Source organism: Mycobacterium sp. URHB0044 (genome assembly GCF_000620625.1).
In the GTDB taxonomy this organism is placed as follows: Bacteria; Actinomycetota; Actinomycetes; order Mycobacteriales; family Mycobacteriaceae; genus Mycobacterium.
This window is the reverse complement of sequence record NZ_JIAW01000019.1, coordinates 24,076-41,625: the sequence shown is the minus strand read 5'-3', so window position 1 is coordinate 41,625 and position 17,550 is coordinate 24,076. Positions and strand designations below refer to the sequence as shown.

The following is a 17,550-nucleotide window of genomic DNA, read 5'->3' as shown; positions in this document are numbered from 1 at the left end:
CCGATGCTGACCCAGGAGGACCTCGCGTCCTTCCTCGGGGATCACGCTCCCTTCAACTCGATGGCCCCCGACGCCCTCGCCGGTCTGGCAACTGCGTCGTCGATTCATCGGTATGAAGCCGGCGCGGTGATCGTGGACTACTCCGCGCAGGAACCGGGCGAGATCTGGCTGCTGTGCAGCGGACAGGTCGTGCTGCTGGTCGCGGGGTCGGACGGCGACGAACCGTTCGATACCGTGCCGCCCGGTGGGCTCTTCGGGTTCTTCCCGTTGCTGACGGGCGGCACCGTACAGTTCGTCGCTCGGGCCACGGAACCGAGCACCGTCGTGCGGTTGCCGGGCGATCTGGTGCGCGCCGAATTCGCCAAGCCGGCGGGCCTTTCGTTCCTGGCGTCGTCGGCGTGGAAGACGATCTCCGGCAATCGCGTTGCCGCACAGCGACCGTCGTTGCGCCCTGTCGGGGATCTTGTGCATGCCGAGCCGGTCTTCACCACGGCCGACACCACGATCCGCGACGCGGTGCGGCACATGACCGAGCACCGCAGTTCCTACGTGCTGATTCCGATGCCCGACGGCGAACTGGGGATCTTCACCGACCGTGACCTGCGCACCCGGGTGGTCGCGGCCGGCGTCGGCGTCGACGCGCCCATCGGTCAGGTGATGAGTGTGCCCGCGCGCTGGGTCACCGCCGACCGCATCGCAGCGACCGTGTTGATCGACATGTTGGAGAAGGGCCTGCGGCACATGCCGGTGCGCACCCAACGTGGTGAGGTCATCGGCGTGCTCGAGGAGGCCGACCTGGTGGCCACCTCGACGCGGCAGAGCTTCCTCCTTCGACGCTCGATTGCACTGGCGGCCAACGCCGCTGAGCTGCAGTCGGCAGCGGCGGGCATCGCCGACCTGACCGTCGACCTGTACCGCAGCGGCACCGACGCGTCTGGCTGCAGCGGCATTCTGTCCGTCGTCATCGACAGCGTCGTGCGGCGTGCCTTGGAGCTCGAACTGACCGATCGGGAGAGTACGTCGCGCCCGCAGTTCGCATGGCTGACGCTGGGTAGCGTCGCGCGCCGCGAAGCGATGCCGTCCTCGGATGTGGACAGCGCGTTGTCGTGGGCCGATGAGATGTCGCCCGAGAAGGGGCGCTTCCTTCAGATCGCCGCGCGGGTACACGCCACTCTCGACGCCTGTGGCCTGCCGTCCGACACCAACGGCGCGTTGGCGTCCAAGCCATTGTTCGCCCGGTCCAGTACCGATTGGGCGCGCGCCGCCGCCGGCTGGCTCGACGACCCGATGAAGGCGCGTGGCCTCATCATGTCGTCGTTACTCCTCGACGGCCGGGTGGTGTGGGGTGAGCCATCGCTGCACACGGTTCCGTCCGCCTACCGTTGCATGCCGGTCGATCATCCGAATGCGTTACGGCTGCAGCTTCTCGACGCCTTGGCGGGCAAGGTGCGGACGCGGTCGTTGCGCGACGTGGTGGCCAGGCGCGGGGGCACGTTCGACCTGAAGAGTCACGCGCTGACGCCCATCGTCAACCTCGCGCGCTGGGGCGGGCTCACCGTAGGCGTGGTCTCGGCGTCGACGCCCGCGAGGCTCGAGGCGGCCGCGGGCAACGGCATTCTGTCCCAATCGGACTCGAAGACCCTGAGCGAGGTGTTCGGGTTGTTGCAGGGCCTGCGCATGGCCCATCAAATCGATCAGATCGCCGCGGGGTGCAGTCCAGGGGACATCGTCACGATGTCGGAACTGTCGCCACTGAACCGCAGCCTGCTCAACGACGGTGTGCGGGAAATCGCCGCCGTGCAGCGCCGAGTGCGGCAGATGGCCGCGATGAAGGCCGGTGCAGTGTCGTGAGCGAGGAGAACGGGCGCGGCGTCGCCGCGGTCCAGTCAGTCGACCGCGCATTGCTGGTGATGGAGATCCTGGCGAAGCTCGGGGCGGCCGGAGTCACTGAGATCGCCGCGGAACTGGGCGTGCACAAGTCCACCGTGTCGCGGCTGATCGCCGTGCTGGAGTCCCGCGGCTACGTCGAACAACTCTCCGAACGCGGCAAGTACCGGTTGGGGTTCTCGATCGTGCGGCTGGCCGGATCGACAAGTGCGCCCATGGATTTGACGCGCCAGGGCCAGAGCACCTGCGACGCGCTCGCCCGGGAGACGGGCGAGACGACCAATCTGGCGATCCTCGACGGTGATCGGATCATCAACGTCGTCGAGGCGATCGGCACGGCGGGGGTCGCCCTGCGCACCTGGGTGGGTCAGAGCTGCCCGGCGCACGCCACCTCGAGCGGCAAGGTGTTGCTGTCGGAACTCCCTGCGGCCGAAGTGCACTCACGGTTTGGTGATCGCCTCGAGTCGTTCACGCCCAACACCCTCGTCGACTTGACCGCGTTGGAAGCCGAGCTCACGACTGTGCGGCAGATCGGCTGGGCCGCGGTCAACGAAGAGCTGGAGATCGGCCTCAACGCGGTGTCGGCGCCCGTCCGCGACAACACGGGCGGAATCGTTTCGGCACTCAGCGTTTCGGGGCCGTCGTATCGGATGGAACCCTCCGCGTTCGGTGACGTGGCCCGGCTGACCATCGTGGCCGCGCGTGAGATCAGCACGCGCCTAGGCTTTTTGGGCTGATTGCGGTTCAGCGGTTGACAGTGCTCCAGCCTGCGAGGACAATGGTTGCGTAATGCGCGCTCGTTGCGCATTGCACAACTGCAGATCGGCCGTTACGCGTAGCGGGAGATCTCCGACCATCGCTCATCGTGGTGGACGGAGAGCCGAAGGAGCAATGTCCTCCCGGGAATCTCTCAGGCCCAGTACCGCTACGTTCAGGCAACTCTGGAAAGAAGCGCAGCCGAACGTGCGCTCGCCGACGGGGCAAGGGTGGCCGGTCCAACTGGTCACGCGAATCTCTCAGGCCGACAAACAGAGTGGGAGGAGCCACACGCGATATCGTGCTGCGCCCACGCAGCCGACGGAAGGCTCCGGCCATGACCCGATCCACCATCCACCCCGTTCGCAGTCCCGGTAGCGTCTTCGACCTCTTCAAGATCGGCATCGGGCCGTCCAGCTCGCACACCGTTGGTCCGATGCGCGCGGCGAACGCGTTCGTGGCTCGGCTGGTCCAAGACGGACTGCTCGAGCAGACCAGCGGGGTGCGCGTCGAGCTGTTCGGCTCCTTGGGCGCGACCGGTGAAGGACACGGAACCGTTCCCGCGCTGGTTCTCGGCCTCGAGGGTGCCGATCCCGAAACCGTCGAGCCCGAGTCCCTCCTGCGACGGACGGCTGCCATCGCGCAAGAGGGCCGCCTGTGTCTGGGCGGCGTGCGGTCGATCTCGTTCTCCGTCGCCGAACACGTCGTGCTGCACCGGATGAAGCGGCTTCCGTTCCACAGCAACGGCATGGTGTTCACAGCGTTGCGCGACGACGCCACACCGGTTTTGCGGCGGGAATACTATTCCGTCGGCGGCGGTGCCGTCGTCGACGAGGACGAGGCGCGTGTGCCCGCGGCGGCCGGACCGCGATCGGAGGTTCCGCATCCGTATCTCACGATGGACCAACTGCTGGCCCAGACGACCGAAACCGGTTTGCGCATCAGCGATCTGATGCTCGCGAACGAAATGACGTGGCGCACCGAAGCGCAGATCCGTGCCGGACTGCTGCGGGTCTGGGCGGTGATGCAGGACTGCGTCGAGCAGGGGACTCGGCAAGTCGGCGTCTTGCCCGGCGCGCTCAAGGTGCGGCGCAGGGCCGCAGCGCTGCGCGCGCGCCTGGAAGCCGATGCCGACGACCACGACCCGCTGCGCGCGATGGAGTGGGTCAGCATGTACGCGCTAGCCGTCAACGAGCAGAACGCCTCGGGCGGGCGCGTCGTCACCGCGCCCACGAACGGCGCCGCAGGCATCATCCCGGCCGTGCTGCACTACTACCGACGTTTCGTCGAACCCTCGTCCGACGACGACGTCGTCACGTTCCTGCTAGCCGCCGGAGCCGTCGGCCTCCTCTTCAAGGCCAACGCCTCGATCTCCGGTGCAGAGGTCGGCTGTCAGGGCGAGGTCGGTTCGGCCTGCGCGATGGCCGCCGCCGGACTGGCCGAGGTCCTCGGCGGAACTCCCGAGCAGGTGGAGAACGCCGCCGAGATCGGCATCGAACACAACCTCGGGCTCACCTGTGATCCGGTCGGTGGGTTGGTGCAGATCCCGTGCATCGAACGCAACGCGGTAGGCGCCGTCAAGGCAATCACGGCGGCGCGCATGGCGATTCGCGGCGACGGTCAACACCACGTCAGCCTGGACACCGCGATCAGGACCATGCGCGACACCGGTGCCGACATGATGGACAAGTACAAGGAGACCTCGCGCGGCGGGCTCGCCGTCAACGTCGTGGAGTGCTGACCGTCAGCGCTCCTTGCTGAACTCCTCGCCCGTCGCCGGATCGATCGCCGTCTCGCCCGTCGGCAGGTTCGACAGGTCCTGCGAGATCACCGTCGGCATGTCGCCGGAGTCCGGCAGACCGAAGTGGGCAGTCGACGCCATCGCCGGCTCGAGAAGCAGATCCGCACGCCGTGGCAGCGTGACGCCCTTGAAGAAGCCCGGCGCCGTCATCCGCCAGACCACCATCAGGATGAGTCCGAGGATGAGCGCGCCGATGCCGACGACCGCGACGGCGCCGATGCCGAGAATCGTGACGTTGTTGCCGTCGTCGTCGGTCAGCCAGTCCGGCTTGGCATATTGCAGCAGGCCGTAGACGAACACGACGAGCAGGATGATGCCGCCCAACAGGGGAACCGCGCCACGCATCACGAAGTCACGGGTGTTGGCGGTCAGCGTCTTTCGGTAGTACCAGACGCACGCGAAGCCGGTCAGCCCATAGTAGAACGCGATCATCAACCCGACCGAGCCGATCAGCGCGGTCAGCAGGTTCGTGCTGATGACGGTGAACAGCACGTAGAACGCCGCGGACACCACGCCCATCGCGATCGTCGAGGTGGTCGGCGTCAGATACCGCCGGTGGATCTTGGCGAACGACTCCGGCAGCGCCTTGTAGACGCCCATCGACAGCGTGGTCCGCGCGGTCGGCAGAATCGTGGTCTGGGTCGACGCCGATGCCGAGGTCAATATGGACGCCGAGAGCAGCAGCATGCCGATGTGTCCAATGATGCTGTCGCCGAACAAGTCCGGTCCGATGGCGGCGAACACGTCGGCCGAGTTCTCCGGATTGCCGAGCCCGATCCCTTCGGTTCCCACGCCGGCGAACGCGACGGCGGCGACGCTGACCAAGGCGTAGGTGGCGAGCAGCAGGAAGGTCGAGATGACCGCCGCCCGGCCGGGGGTGCGGCCAGGATCGTCCGACTCCTCGTTGCACGCGACCGCGGTGTCCCAACCCCAGTAGATGAAGATCGTCGTGAGCACCGCGGGCGCGATGACGGTGCCGAAGTCCAGGCCGCCGGGCCAGAACCACGACAGCGACGGCAGCAGCGAATAGTCCTCCGCGCTGTGGGTGTAGACCTTGAACAGCGCGACGATCGACAGCACGATCAGCACCACGACTTCGATGGACAGTAGCCCGTACTGCAGTCGCGCTGACACCTCGATGCCGCGATAACAGATGTAGGTCATCACCGCGATCCAGATGACGCCTGCGACCGTCGACCAGAGCGTGCTGTTGGCCAGCTCGGCCGCCGAATGCCAGCCGAGGTCGCCGACGAACGTGAACGAGTACGCGCCGGCGATCTGTGCCAGGTTGGCCATCACGATGACGTCGGCGGCGATGATGCCCCAGCCGCCAAGCCAACCGATGACCGGTCCGAATGCGCGCGACGCCCACGTGAAGGTGGTGCCGCAGTCGGGTTCGGCCTTGTTCAGTTCCTGGTAGGCGACCGCGATCAGATACATCGGAATGAACGAGATCAACACGATGGCAGGTGCTTTCACGCCGGAGAGCAGCGCGCCGCCGCTGGCGATGATCAAGCCGAGTGTCGCGGCGAGGCTGTAGGCCGGCGCGGTGGACGCCATGCCGACGACGATGCTCGACACCAGTCCGAGGGCGCCGCCCTTGAGTCCCTTGCTCTCGACGGTGCCGGTGCCATCGGGGCCGGCTGCGGCCTCATTCATGCTCATGTATCTCCCTGATCGCCGTGCTGAACCGTTGGAGAATACGGTTTCAGTGGCCAAAGCGCGCGACAACGACGAAATCCGTCCTGAATGGCCGAGTTGACGGTGCTGTTCGATGCAAATGTGCGCCCCACTAGGCTGGTCGAGTGACCACCGCGCAGCGGACCGATGAATTCGAACGGCATCGTTCGCATCTCCTCGCGGTGGCGTACCGGCTGACCGGCACGTTCGCCGATGCCGAGGATGCGGTGCAGGACGCCTGGCTGCGCTGGCACGGGCTGGGACACGATCGTGACGACATCGCCGATCCGCGGGCATGGCTGACGACGGTGGTGAGCCGCATCGGACTGGACCGGCTGCGCTCGGCGGCGCACCGCCGCGAGGCGTACTACGGCGAGTGGCTGCCCGAGCCCGTCGTGACGCCGCTCGACGGCTCAGACCCACTCGCCGCCGTGGTCGCAGGAGAGGATGCCCGGTTCGCCGCGATGGTGGTGCTCGAGCGGCTCAACCCCGACCAGCGAGTGGCCTTCGTGCTGCACGACGGCTTCGCGGTGCCGTTCGCCGAGATCGCCGACGTCCTCGGCGTCACCCCGGCGGCGGCCCGCCAGCTCGCGTCGCGGGCGCGACGCACGGTCGCTGATGCGGAGCCGCCCGGCCGCGACGCGTCGCACGACGAGGTGGTCGGCAGACTGATGGCGGCGATGGCGGCCGGCGACATGGCCGCCGTCGTCGCCCTCCTGCATCCCGACGTGACGTTCACCGGTGACTCGAACCGCAAGGCGCCCACCGCAGCCCGCGTCATCCACGGATCCGACAAGGTCGCCCGGTTCATCTTCGGGTTGGCGAAGCGTTACGGGCCGCGGTTCTTCGAAGCCGGCGAGTTCGCCCTCGTCAACGGTGAACTCGGCCTGTTCACCACGGGACTGGACGCCACCGACGAGTGGCCCGCGATGCAGCCGCACATCCAGGCGCTGACCGTCCGCGATGGAAGGGTCTGTGCCATCTGGGATGTCGCGAACCCGGACAAGTTCAGCGGTTCGCCGATTCGGCAGGACCCGAATCCTGAGTAGCCCACGGAATCTGGCACGCGTCGCCGGAGCTGAAGCCCTGCTCGGTGATGCCAAGGGCGGTGTTCATCCGGGCCCGCATGTTCTCGACCCCGACCTGATAGGTCAGCTCCATCACGCCCGCGTCGCCGAAACGCCGGCGCAGATCGGCGACCTGCTCGTCGGTGACGTTGTGCGGGTCGGTGGTCATGGCGTCTGCGTAGGCGATCGCGGCGCGCTCGTCGTCGGTGTACGCCGGCGACGTGGCGTACGCGTCGATGTCCTTGAGACGCTCGATGTCCAGACCTTCGAGGCGCTGCAGCATGGCCCCGAAGTCGACGCACCAGGAACAGCCGACGGTGCGCGCGGTCCAGTACACCGCGAGCTCACGGACGTTGGCGGGCAGCTTCGTCGAACCGCGCTGCAGCATCGTCTCGTGCACGGCGTTGGCCACCAGCAGGCCTCGGTTCTGGGCGTACACCGCGAACGGCACGGGCACCTCGCCGAACCGGCGCTTGGCGTACCGGTACATCAGCCGCGTCAGCAGCGGTGCCTTCTCGGGGGACAGGACGGGGATTCGTGTAGTGGTCATATCCATTGGACGAGACAGCCCCCGAATGTGTGACAGCATCTCAACCGACGGCTCGAGAGAAGGACGATTCATGACTCTGTACGCAGTGGTCGACCCCGCTACCGGCGACGTGGTCCGCGAGTATCCGACAGCGACTGACGCCGACATCGAGCAGGCCGTGGCCGCGGCGGCCGCCGCGTACCGGGACTGGTCGAAGCAGTCTCCGCTGGCGCAGCGCGTGGAGTTGATCCGCAAGGTCGCCGCCCTGCACGTCGAACGTCGCGACAAGCTCGCCGAGATCATCGTGCGCGAGATGGGCAAGCCTCTGGACCAGGCCACCGGCGAGGTCGAATTCAGTGCCGCGATCTACGAGTTCTACGCCGACAACGCCGAGGCGTTCCTGGCCGACGAGCCGATCACGCTGCTGGACGGGGAGGGCTCGGCGCTGATCCGGCGAGGGCCGGTCGGCGTGCTGCTGGGCATCATGCCGTGGAACTACCCGTACTACCAGGTGGCGCGGTTCGCCGGACCAAACCTGACGCTGGGCAACACCATCGTGCTCAAGCACGCCCCGCAATGCCCCGAATCCGCCGAGGCGATTCAGCAGATCTTCGACGACGCAGGCTACCCGGCGGGCGCCTACGTGAACGTGTACGCCACCAACGAACAGGTCGCCGACATCATCGCCGATCCGCGGGTGCAGGGAGTGTCGCTGACGGGCTCGGAGCGCGCGGGTGCGGCCGTCGCCGAGATCGCCGGGCGCAACCTGAAGAAGGTCGTGCTCGAGCTGGGCGGCTCCGACCCCTTCATCGTGCTGTCGACCGACGATCTGGACGCGACGGTGGACGCGGCCGTCGCAGGCCGGTTCGAGAACACCGGCCAGGCGTGCAATGCCGCCAAGCGCTTCATCGTCGCCTCCGAGGTGTACGACGAGTTCCTCGACAAGTTCACCACCAAGGTGCTGCAGCAGGCGGATGGCCTGACGCCGCTGTCATCGGCGGCCGCGGCGCAACGGCTCGCCGAGCAGGTTGACCGGGCCGTGGCCGGTGGGGCGACGCTGACGTCGGAGGGGGAGCGCAACGGCGCGTACTTCCCGCCCGGCGTGCTGACCGGCGTGGCATCTGACTACCGCGAGGAACTGTTCGGTCCGGTCGCCACCGTCTACAAGGTCGACTCCGAGCAGGAGGCCGTAGAGCTGGCCAACGACACCCCGTTCGGCTTGGGTTCATACGTGTTCACCACCGACGACGAGCAGGCCAGCCGGGTGGCCGACCAGCTCGAGGCCGGGATGGTGTTCGTCAACCTCGTCGGCGCCGACGGGGTCGAGTTGCCGTTCGGCGGGGTCAAGCGGTCCGGGTTCGGGCGTGAACTCGGGCGTTTCGGCATCGACGAGTTCGTCAACAAGAAACTGATCCGCAAGGGCTGACCCTTGCCGCCGAACGTGCGCGGGTGTGCGACTTTTTGCCGAAAACTCGCACTTTCGCGCACGTTCGATCGCCGTGGAACCGGCGGAGCGCCCGCTGCGTCGATACCACCGTGGCGCAACCATTCTTGGGCACCGAAGCGTTGGCGGCAGGCAGCGTCAACCGATACCGGCTGCGGACTCGCTATACCGCGCTACACCGCAACGTCTACGTCCCAGTCGGAACGAAGCTCACGCCCGTCGACAAGGCAGTGGCGGCCTGGCTGTCGTCGGGTCGTCGGGCCACGGTGGCCGGATTGTCAGCGGCAGCATTGCACGGATCGCGATGGATTGACCCCCACCTGCCTGCCGAACTCAATCAGCCAAGCCGCCGCGGCGCCCCCGGCATCGTCGTGCACAGCGATGTACTCGCCGATGACGAAATCTGTCAGGTAGGCGACATCCGAGCGACGACGCCCGCGCGGACGGTGTTCGACCTGGGCCGGCGTCGTGGCCTGACCTCCGCCGTCATTCGAACGGATGCGCTGCTGCAGGCGACGGATGTGAAACTCGTTGACGTACAAGCACTCATCGACCGCCACCGGGGTGCACGCGGCGTCGCGCAGCTACGCCAGGTGCTCGAACTTGCCGACACCGGTGCGGAGTCACCGCAAGAGACTCGACTGCGTCTGCTGCTGACATCGGCCGGGATGCGCCCCGACCAAACGCAGATCGAGGTGTTCGACGAGTACGGATGCTTCGTGGGTCGCATCGACATGGGTTGGGAGGACTGGAAGGTCGGCGTTCAGTACGACGGGATCCAGCACTGGACCGATCCGGAACAGCGCAGGCGCGACATCGAACAGGGCGTGGCCTATCAGGAGCTCGGATGGCGCATCGTTCGGGTGGGTGCCGATCTCCTGAACCATCGGCAAGCCACCGTCATCCGCCGCACCAGGACGACTCTGCAAGACGCGGGCGCGCCGTACTGACGAACGAACGTGCGCGGGTGTGCGAGTTTCGGCCGAAAACTCGCACTTTCGCGCACGTTCGGCGCGAACCGGGGGACTAGCGGGCGAACATCAGTGCCCGCTTGACCTCCTGGATCGCCTTGGTCACCTGGATGCCGCGCGGGCAGGACTCCGTGCAGTTGAAGGTGGTGCGGCAGCGCCACACTCCGTCGACCTCGTTGAGGATGTCCAGCCGCTCGGCGGCGGCCTCGTCGCGGCTGTCGAAGATGAACCGGTGGGCGTTGACGATCGCGGCCGGCCCGAAGTAGCTGCCCTCGTTCCAGAACACGGGGCAGCTCGTCGTGCAGCACGCGCACAGGATGCACTTGGTGGTGTCGTCGTAGCGGGCGCGGTCGGTCTGGCTCTGAATGCGTTCGCGCGTAGGCTCATTGCCACTGGTGACGAGGAACGGCTTGACCGCCCGGTACGCGTCGAAGAACGGCTCCATGTCGACGAGGAGGTCCTTCTCGACGGGCAGGCCGCGGATCGGCTCGATGGTCATGGTCAGCGGCTTGCCGGGCTTCTTCGGCAGCATGTCGCGCATCAGCACCTTGCACGCCAGCCGGTTCACGCCGTTGATGCGCATGGCATCCGAACCGCACACCCCGTGCGCGCAGGACCGCCGGAAGGTCAGCGTGCCGTCGAGGTACCACTTCACGTAGTGCAGCAGATTGAGCAGCCGGTCGGTGGGCAGGCACGGCACCCGAAAGCTCTGGAAGCCAGCCGAATCCGGGTCCTCGGGGTTGAACCGGGCGATCTTCAGCGTGACCATCACCGCGCCGTCGGGCACCGGTGGCGTGTCTTGCTTGTCGATGACAGGTGCACTCATATCAGTACTTCCGTTCCATCGGCTCGTAACGGGTCTGGACCACGGGCTTGTAGTCCAGCCGGATGTCGGAGAGCAGATTCGTCGCCCCGGCCGACTCGCCAGTCGCTGCGCCCTCGCCCTCCAGGACCTTGTAGGCCATGGTGTGGCGCATGTAGTTGGTGTCGTCGCGGTTGGGGTAGTCCTCGCGGGCGTGGCCGCCACGGGACTCCTTGCGGTTCAGCGCGCCGACGACGGTGACCTCCGCCAGCTCGAGCAGGAAGCCCAGCTCGATGGCCTCCAGCAGGTCGCTGTTGTAGCGCTTTCCCTTGTCGTGCACGGTGATCCGGGCGTAGCGCTCCTTGAGGGCGTGGATGTCGGTCAACGCCTGCTTGAGCGTCTCCTCGGTGCGGAACACGGCGGCGTTGTTGTCCATCGACTGCTGCAGCGCGCCGCGGATGTCGGCGACGCGCTCGTTGCCGTGCTCGGAGAGGATGTCGCCGACCCAGTTGGTCACCATCGACGCGGGGCGCTCCGGCATGTCGACGAAGTCATGCCCCAGTGCGTAATTCGCCGCGGCGATGCCTGCGCGACGGCCGAACACGTTGATGTCCAGCAGCGAGTTGGTGCCCAACCGGTTGGAGCCGTGCACCGACACGCATGCGCATTCGCCCGCCGCATACAGCCCGGGGACGATGGAGTTGTTGTCGCGCAACACCTGCCCGTTCACCGTCGTGGGGATCCCGCCCATCACGTAGTGACACGTCGGATACACCGGGACCAGTTCGGTGACGGGGTCGACGCCAAGGTAGGTGCGGGCGAACTCGGTGATGTCGGGCAGCTTGGCCTCGAGCACGTCGGCGCCGAGGTGTCGGACGTCGATGTAGACGTAGTCCTTGTTCGGTCCGGCGCCGCGGCCCTCGAGCACCTCGAGCACCATCGACCGCGCGACGATGTCGCGGGGCGCCAGGTCGACGATCGTCGGCGCGTAGCGCTCCATGAACCGCTCACCGTCGGCGTTCAGCAGCCGGCCGCCCTCACCGCGCACCGCCTCCGAGATCAGGATGCCGAGTCCGGCAAGGCCCGTCGGGTGGAACTGGTGGAATTCCATGTCCTCCAACGGAAGTCCCTTGCGGAACACGATGCCGAGGCCGTCGCCGGTCAGGGTGTGCGCGTTGGAGGTCGTCTTGTACATCCGGCCCGAGCCGCCCGTGGCGAACACGATGGCCTTGGCGTGGAAGACGTGGATGTCGCCGGTGGCCAGCTCGTAGGCGACGATGCCGGTGGCGACGGGCCCGCCCGGGGTGTCGGACAGCACCAGGTCGAGGGCGTAGAACTCGTTGAAGAACTCGACGTCGTGCTTGACGCAGTTTTGGTACAGCGTCTGCAGGATCATGTGACCGGTGCGGTCGGCGGCGTAGCAGGCCCGGCGCACCGGGGCCTTGCCGTGGTCGCGGGTGTGTCCGCCGAAGCGGCGCTGGTCGATCCGACCTTCGGGGGTGCGGTTGAACGGCATCCCCATCTTCTCCAGGTCGTAGACCGCGTCGATGGCCTCCCGGCACATGATCTCGACGGCGTCCTGGTCGGCGAGGTAGTCGCCGCCCTTGACGGTGTCGAAGGTGTGCCACTCCCAGTTGTCCTCTTCGACGTTGGCCAGCGCGGCGCACATGCCGCCCTGCGCGGCGCCGGTGTGGCTGCGCGTCGGGTACAACTTGGTCAGCACTGCGGTACGCGCGCGGGGTCCGGCCTCGACGGCGGCGCGCATTCCTGCGCCGCCTGCGCCGACGATGACGACGTCGTAGCGGTGTTCGGTAATCATTTGAGGCCCCTCAAGAGATGTTCGCGTCGAACGTCAGCAGTACGTAGGTGCCAAGCACCAGAGTGAACACCATCGACAACGCGAGCAGCGTGTTCAGCCAAAACTTGGTGGAGTCCTTGCGGGCGTAGTCGCCGATGATCGTGCGCATGCCGTTGCCGCCGTGCAGCTGGGCCAGCCACAACAGCAGCAGGTCCCAGGTCTGCCAGAACGGCGACGACCAGCGCTGCGCGACGTAGTTGAAGTCGATCCGGTACACCCCGTTGTCCCACATCAGCATGATGAAGAGATGGCCGAGTGCGAGGAAGACCAGCACGATGCCGGAGAACCGCATGAACAGCCAGGTGTACTTCTCGAAGTTCGGCATGCCGCTGCGACGCCGTGGCGAGCGCGGGTTGTCCAGGCCTGCGGGCCGGTCGTGGCTGCGCTGCAGGACGGGCGCGATGCCGCCCCGCTCGCTGACGTGGTCGTATGGGTTTTCCGCCGCGGGGCTCACAGGAACTGCTCCGCCATGTGCATGCCGATGACGCCGAGCGCGACGATGAACACCGCGATCCAAACCGCCAGGACCACCCACAGCATCAGGCGCTGATACTTCGGCCCGTGCTCCCAGAAGTCGATCAGGATGATCCGGATGCCGTTGAGGGCGTGATAGAGCACCGCCACCACCAGGCCCGCCTCCATGAGGCCGACAATCGGCGTCTTGTAGGTGTCGATGACCTCGTTGTAGGCCTCGGGGCTCACCCGCACCAGCGCGGTGTCGAGCACGTGCACGAACAGGAAGAAGAAGATCGTGGCGCCGGTGATCCGGTGCAGGACCCACGACCACATGCCCGGGTCGCCGCGATACAGGGTGCGGCGCCGCGGCCGTGACGATCGCGGCGCCGGTATGGCGGAATCCGCGGCTGTTGCTGTACTCATCTCCGACCTCCAACGCCATCGGTGGATGCTTGGGGCAGCGGGCGGGGACCGCATTTGCGTTGCCCAACCTTGCCCAAACCTCGGGGCGACTCTAAACCCAATTGTCCTGCGGAAAGAACTAGCGTGGTTGCGTCGGCCACCCTCCCAGCGCAGAAGTTAGGGTTGCCTACCTAGGAATTCGCGGCGCGAAACGGAGGCTTCGGAATGCATTCAGAATGCCAGGCGCGAAGCTGACATGAGCATTGAAGTTGATTGGAAGTCATTGCGGGACAACGCAATCGAGGTTATGTCCCGGGCGTACGCGCCGTACTCGCGATTCTCGGTCGGAGCGGCCGCGCTGACCGACGATCATCGAATCGTGGTCGGCTGCAATGTGGAGAATGTCTCATATGGCCTAGGTCTCTGTGCCGAATGTGCTGTGGTGTGCGCCCTGCACTCCGGCGGAGGGGGACGGCTCGTCGCGCTGTCGTGCGTTGACGCCGCCGGCGCGCTCCTCATGCCGTGCGGCCGGTGCCGCCAGGTGCTGCTCGAGCACGGTGGGCCGGACATGTTGATTGACCACCCGGCCGGCCCGCGTGCGCTGTCCGAGCTCTTGCCCGACGCCTTCGGGCCCGACGACCTGGCCCGGCTCGAGCGCGAGGAAACACCGTGACCCAGTTCACATTCGACGCGCCGACCGTCATCAGGACCAAGCGCGACGGCGGCGTGCTTTCGGACGCCGCGATCGACTGGGTGATCGACGGCTATACCCACGGCCGGGTGCATGACGAGCAGATGTCTGCGCTGTTGATGGCAATCTTCCTGCGCGGCATGACACCCGGTGAGATCGCGCGCTGGACGGCGGCCATGGTCGGCTCCGGTGAGCGGTTCGACTTCAGCGACATCCGGCGCGACGGGAAGCCACTCGCGTTGGTGGACAAGCATTCCACCGGTGGAGTGGGCGACAAGATCACCATCCCGCTGGTGCCCGTCGTGATGGCGTGCGGCGCCGCGGTGCCGCAGGCCGCCGGCCGCGGGCTCGGCCACACCGGCGGCACGCTGGACAAGCTGGAGGCGATCGCCGGGTTCACCGCCGAGCTGTCCAAACACCGCATCCGCGAACAGCTTCGAGACGTCGGCGCGGCCATCTTCGCCGCGGGCGACCTCGCGCCGGCCGATCGCAAGATCTATGCGCTGCGCGACGTCACGGCCACCACCGAGTCGCTGCCGCTGATCGCCAGTTCGGTGATGAGCAAGAAGCTCGCCGAGGGCGCCGACGCGCTCGTCCTGGATACCAAGGTGGGCCGCGGTGCCTTCCTCAAGACGGAAGCGGAGTCGCGGGAGTTGGCCCGCACGATGGTCGAGTTGGGTACGGCGCACGGCGTCGCCACCCGCGCGCTGCTCACCGACATGGATCGGCCACTGGGGTGCGCCGTCGGCAACGCCGTCGAGGTCGCCGAGTCGCTGGAGGTGCTGGCCGGTGGCGGTCCCGCCGACGTGGTGGCGCTGACGCTCGCGCTGGCCCGCGAAATGCTCGACGCGGCGGGCATCGACGCGGTCGACCCTGCCGACACCCTGGCCGACGGTACGGCGATGGACCGGTTCCGCGACCTGGTGACCGCTCAGGGTGGCGATCTGTCCGCTCCGTTGCCAATCGGTGCACATTCCGAGACCATCACCGCACCGCGTGGTGGCACGATGGGCGACATCGACGCGATGGCGGTGGGTCTGGCGGTGTGGCGACTCGGAGCGGGCCGCTCGACGCCGGGCGGGCAGGTGCAGTTCGGTGCGGGCGTGCTCGTCCACCGCAGGCCGGGCGAGCCCGTCGTCGCGGGCCAGCCGCTCTTCACGCTGTACACCGACACCCCCGAACGGCTCGGCGGCGCCATCGCCGAACTCGACGGAGGCTGGAGCGTCGGCGACACTGCTCCCCGGGAGCGTCCCCTGATCATCGATCGGATCACCTAAATGACCGCTGCTGGACCGACACCGCTGACCCTGAAATCGATCCAACGCGCGCCCAAGGCGCTGTTGCACGACCACCTCGACGGCGGGCTGCGTCCCGGCACCGTCATCGAGTTGGCCGACGAGACCGGATACGACGGTCTGCCCGCCACCGACGTCGAGGAGCTGGCGACGTTCTTCCGAACCGCGGCGCACAGCGGGTCGCTGGTGCGCTACCTGGAGCCGTTCGCGCACACGGTCGGCGTCATGCAGACGCCAGAGGCGTTGCACCGCGTGGCCTTCGAATGCGCGGAGGATCTGGCGGCCGATTCAGTGGTGTACGCGGAGGTCCGGTTCGCCCCCGAGCTGCACATCGACCGGGGGCTGTCGCTCGACGCGGTGGTCGACGCGGTGCTGGCCGGGTTCGCCGACGGGGAGAAGGCGGCGGGCAGTGCGGGCCGCCCCATCGTGGTCCGGTGTCTGGTGACCGCGATGCGGCACGCCGCCCGGTCAAGGGAGATCGCCGAGCTCGCCGTCCGGTTCCGTGACAAGGGCGTGGTGGGCTTCGACATCGCGGGCGCCGAGGCCGGTTATCCGCCCACTCGCCACCTCGACGCCTTCGAGTACATGCGAGGCAACAACGCGCGCTTCACGATTCACGCCGGCGAGGCGTTCGGTCTTCCGTCGATCCACGAGGCCATCGCGTTCTGCGGAGCCGACCGGCTCGGCCACGGCGTGCGGATCGTCGACGACATCACCGAAGGACCCGACGGCACCGTGAAACTGGGCCGGTTGGCATCACTGTTGCGGGACAAGCGGATTCCGCTCGAGCTGTGCCCCAGCAGCAACGTGCAAACCGGCGCGGCGGCCAGCATCGCCGAGCATCCGTTCGACCGGCTGGCCCGGCTGCGCTTCCGCGTCACCGTCAACACCGACAACCGGCTGATGAGCGACACCACGATGAGCCAGGAGATGCTGCGGCTGGTCGAGGCATTCGGCTACGGCTGGAGTGACCTCGAACGCTTCACCATCAACGCGATGAAGTCGGCGTTCATCCCGTTCGACGAACGCCTGGCGATCATCGACGAAGTGATCAAGCCGCGCTACGCGGTACTCATCGGCTAGCCAGCACCTCGCGTAGCCGGTCGGCGAAGGCGCCGGGAGCCCCGCGTGATCGCCGGGGAACTCGACGGGGGAGATCCCGAGCAGCTCGCACAGCGTGGTGGACGTGCCGTGGGTGACCAGGCGACCTGACTCCGCGCCGATGCCGATGACGACCCGGGTGCGGCTCTGCACCAGCGCCGCGACGTCGGGCCGGTACCGGGTAGTCGGGCGCAGCTCGTGGTCGAAGAAGCGCGTCATGTCGGCGAGCTGCTTGGCCTGCTCCTCCGGGCTGGGCTCGGGACCGGGCGGCGGCGCCATCGCGGGGTCGGTCATGTCGAATCCCGCGTGGGACATGAACTTCCCCCACGCGGCACCCGGCCCGTCGCGATGGAACGTCTCGATGATGTCCTCGGTGGCGGCGCGGTGCCGCTCGGCGTCGGGCAGGAGGTCCAGCAGCGGCGGCTCGTGCGCGACGAGCGTGCGCACCCGGCCCGGGTGACGGCTCACCAGCGCCAGGCCGGTGACCGCACCGCCGCTCGAGCCGAACACGTCGGCCGACTCGGCGCTGACGGCATCGAGGATCGCGGCGACGTCGTCGGCGCGCAGCTCCGGCGTGGAGTCCTGGGTCGGGTCGTCGATCGTGCTGGCGGCAAGTCCGCGCGGATCGAAGGTGACGACGGTGTGATCACCGGCCAGTGCGTGGGCCAGCGGCGCGAAGTCCGCCGACGCCATCGGTGAGCCGACGAGGAACACCACGGGGCCGGCGCCGCGGACCTCGTAGTAGAGGCGTGCGCCCGGGACGTCGACGGTGTGGGTCTGCAGAGGCGTTTGCATGGTCATGTGGAGTCA

16 protein-coding genes, 1 pseudogene and 1 riboswitch are annotated in these 17,550 nt (G+C 67.4%); of the genes and pseudogenes, 10 read left to right on the top strand and 7 right to left on the bottom strand.

Features of this window, described 5'->3' with window-relative positions; genetic code table 11:
* Nucleotides 1-3 precede the first annotated feature (3 nt).
* The 3 genes from N536_RS0128090 (at nt 4) to N536_RS0128080 (ending at nt 4,384) form a co-directional block, all read left to right on the top strand.
* The gene (locus tag N536_RS0128090) at nt 4-1,851 is read left to right on the top strand and encodes a putative nucleotidyltransferase substrate binding domain-containing protein (RefSeq protein ID WP_029116651.1); all 1,848 of its coding nucleotides are present in this window, start codon (nt 4-6) and stop codon (nt 1,849-1,851) included.
* Nucleotides 1,848-2,624: an IclR family transcriptional regulator gene (locus N536_RS0128085; protein WP_029116650.1), complete on the top strand. Its 777-nt coding sequence runs from the start codon at nt 1,848-1,850 to the stop codon at nt 2,622-2,624. The genes N536_RS0128090 and N536_RS0128085 overlap by 4 nt, the downstream gene beginning before the upstream one ends.
* Before the next feature lie 194 nt (nt 2,625-2,818).
* Nucleotides 2,819-2,929, top strand: a riboswitch (glycine riboswitch).
* Between the two features lie 51 nt (nt 2,930-2,980).
* Nucleotides 2,981-4,384 (top strand): L-serine ammonia-lyase, encoded by a 1,404-nt coding sequence (locus tag N536_RS0128080; RefSeq protein WP_051574827.1) that lies wholly within the window; start codon nt 2,981-2,983, stop codon nt 4,382-4,384.
* A 3-nt stretch (nt 4,385-4,387) separates the two neighbouring features.
* On the opposite strand, the gene N536_RS0128075 is transcribed toward N536_RS0128080, so the two are convergent.
* Nucleotides 4,388-6,109 carry an APC family permease gene (locus N536_RS0128075; protein WP_029116648.1) on the bottom strand — a complete coding sequence of 574 codons (1,722 nt, stop codon included), beginning with the start codon at nt 6,107-6,109 and terminating at the stop codon, nt 4,388-4,390.
* 140 nt (nt 6,110-6,249) lie between these two features.
* Here N536_RS0128075 and N536_RS0128070 point away from each other — a divergent pair, with 140 nt between their 5' ends.
* A complete protein-coding gene (locus N536_RS0128070; protein WP_029116647.1) occupies nt 6,250-7,173 on the top strand; it encodes a sigma-70 family RNA polymerase sigma factor in 924 nt (307 codons plus the stop codon).
* On the opposite strand, the gene N536_RS0128065 is transcribed toward N536_RS0128070, so the two are convergent.
* Nucleotides 7,133-7,741, bottom strand: coding sequence for a carboxymuconolactone decarboxylase family protein (locus N536_RS0128065; protein ID WP_036437904.1), 609 nt, complete (start codon nt 7,739-7,741; stop codon nt 7,133-7,135). The two genes, N536_RS0128070 and N536_RS0128065, sit on opposite strands and share 41 nt — an antisense overlap.
* A gap of 70 nt (nt 7,742-7,811) precedes the next feature.
* Here N536_RS0128065 and N536_RS0128060 point away from each other — a divergent pair, with 70 nt between their 5' ends.
* A complete protein-coding gene (locus N536_RS0128060; RefSeq protein WP_029116645.1) occupies nt 7,812-9,146 on the top strand; it encodes an NAD-dependent succinate-semialdehyde dehydrogenase in 1,335 nt (444 codons plus the stop codon).
* Between the two features lie 110 nt (nt 9,147-9,256).
* Nucleotides 9,257-10,114, top strand: coding sequence for a hypothetical protein (locus N536_RS0128055; RefSeq protein ID WP_029116644.1), 858 nt, complete (start codon nt 9,257-9,259; stop codon nt 10,112-10,114).
* Between the two features lie 76 nt (nt 10,115-10,190).
* On the opposite strand, the gene N536_RS0128050 is transcribed toward N536_RS0128055, so the two are convergent.
* From N536_RS0128050 to sdhC, 4 genes are read right to left on the bottom strand one after another with little or no spacing between them, the layout of a single operon-like run.
* Nucleotides 10,191-10,961, bottom strand: coding sequence for a succinate dehydrogenase iron-sulfur subunit (locus N536_RS0128050; protein WP_029116643.1), 771 nt, complete (start codon nt 10,959-10,961; stop codon nt 10,191-10,193).
* Nucleotide 10,962: 1 nt separating this feature from the next.
* Nucleotides 10,963-12,756 carry a succinate dehydrogenase flavoprotein subunit gene (sdhA, locus tag N536_RS0128045; RefSeq protein WP_029116642.1) on the bottom strand — a complete coding sequence of 598 codons (1,794 nt, stop codon included), beginning with the start codon at nt 12,754-12,756 and terminating at the stop codon, nt 10,963-10,965.
* A 10-nt stretch (nt 12,757-12,766) separates the two neighbouring features.
* A complete protein-coding gene (locus N536_RS0128040) occupies nt 12,767-13,198 on the bottom strand; it encodes a succinate dehydrogenase hydrophobic membrane anchor subunit (protein ID WP_029116641.1) in 432 nt (143 codons plus the stop codon).
* A gap of 47 nt (nt 13,199-13,245) precedes the next feature.
* Nucleotides 13,246-13,674 (bottom strand): succinate dehydrogenase, cytochrome b556 subunit, encoded by a 429-nt coding sequence (gene sdhC / locus N536_RS0128035; RefSeq protein WP_081809426.1) that lies wholly within the window; start codon nt 13,672-13,674, stop codon nt 13,246-13,248.
* Between the two features lie 235 nt (nt 13,675-13,909).
* Between sdhC and N536_RS0128030 the strand changes: the two genes are divergently transcribed.
* From N536_RS0128030 to N536_RS43645, 4 genes are all read left to right on the top strand, one after another.
* On the top strand, nt 13,910-14,326 hold the full coding sequence (locus tag N536_RS0128030) for a cytidine deaminase (protein ID WP_029116639.1): 417 nt from the start codon (nt 13,910-13,912) through the stop codon (nt 14,324-14,326).
* The gene (locus N536_RS0128025; protein ID WP_029116638.1) at nt 14,323-15,621 is read left to right on the top strand and encodes a thymidine phosphorylase; all 1,299 of its coding nucleotides are present in this window, start codon (nt 14,323-14,325) and stop codon (nt 15,619-15,621) included. Before N536_RS0128030 ends, N536_RS0128025 begins: the two co-directional genes overlap by 4 nt.
* Entirely contained in the window at nt 15,622-16,722 is a 1,101-nt protein-coding gene (locus N536_RS0128020; RefSeq protein ID WP_029116637.1) for an adenosine deaminase, read from the top strand.
* Between the two features lie 112 nt (nt 16,723-16,834).
* Nucleotides 16,835-17,200 (top strand): hypothetical protein, encoded by a 366-nt coding sequence (locus tag N536_RS43645; protein ID WP_369798482.1) that lies wholly within the window; start codon nt 16,835-16,837, stop codon nt 17,198-17,200.
* Here the strand turns inward: N536_RS43645 and N536_RS43640 are convergent.
* Nucleotides 17,152-17,433, bottom strand: a pseudogene (locus N536_RS43640) (alpha/beta fold hydrolase); the annotation flags it as partial. The gene N536_RS43645 and the pseudogene N536_RS43640 overlap by 49 nt on opposite strands.
* Nucleotides 17,434-17,550: the final 117 nt, after the last annotated feature.

Excerpts from the sequence above, each read along its gene's own strand:
- N536_RS0128090 (WP_029116651.1), top strand. The coding sequence starts at position 4 with ATGCTGACCCAGGAGGACCTCGCGTCCTTCCTCGGGGATCACGCTCCC.
- N536_RS0128080 (WP_051574827.1), top strand. The coding sequence starts at position 2,981 with ATGACCCGATCCACCATCCACCCCGTTCGCAGTCCCGGTAGCGTCTTC.
- N536_RS0128075 (WP_029116648.1), bottom strand. The coding sequence starts at position 6,109 with ATGAGCATGAATGAGGCCGCAGCCGGCCCCGATGGCACCGGCACCGTC.
- N536_RS0128065 (WP_036437904.1), bottom strand. The coding sequence starts at position 7,741 with ATGACCACTACACGAATCCCCGTCCTGTCCCCCGAGAAGGCACCGCTG.
- N536_RS0128060 (WP_029116645.1), top strand. The coding sequence starts at position 7,812 with ATGACTCTGTACGCAGTGGTCGACCCCGCTACCGGCGACGTGGTCCGC.
- N536_RS0128050 (WP_029116643.1), bottom strand. The coding sequence starts at position 10,961 with ATGAGTGCACCTGTCATCGACAAGCAAGACACGCCACCGGTGCCCGAC.
- sdhA (WP_029116642.1), bottom strand. The coding sequence starts at position 12,756 with ATGATTACCGAACACCGCTACGACGTCGTCATCGTCGGCGCAGGCGGC.
- sdhC (WP_081809426.1), bottom strand. The coding sequence starts at position 13,674 with ATGAGTACAGCAACAGCCGCGGATTCCGCCATACCGGCGCCGCGATCG.
- N536_RS0128030 (WP_029116639.1), top strand. The coding sequence starts at position 13,910 with ATGAGCATTGAAGTTGATTGGAAGTCATTGCGGGACAACGCAATCGAG.
- N536_RS0128020 (WP_029116637.1), top strand. The coding sequence starts at position 15,622 with ATGACCGCTGCTGGACCGACACCGCTGACCCTGAAATCGATCCAACGC.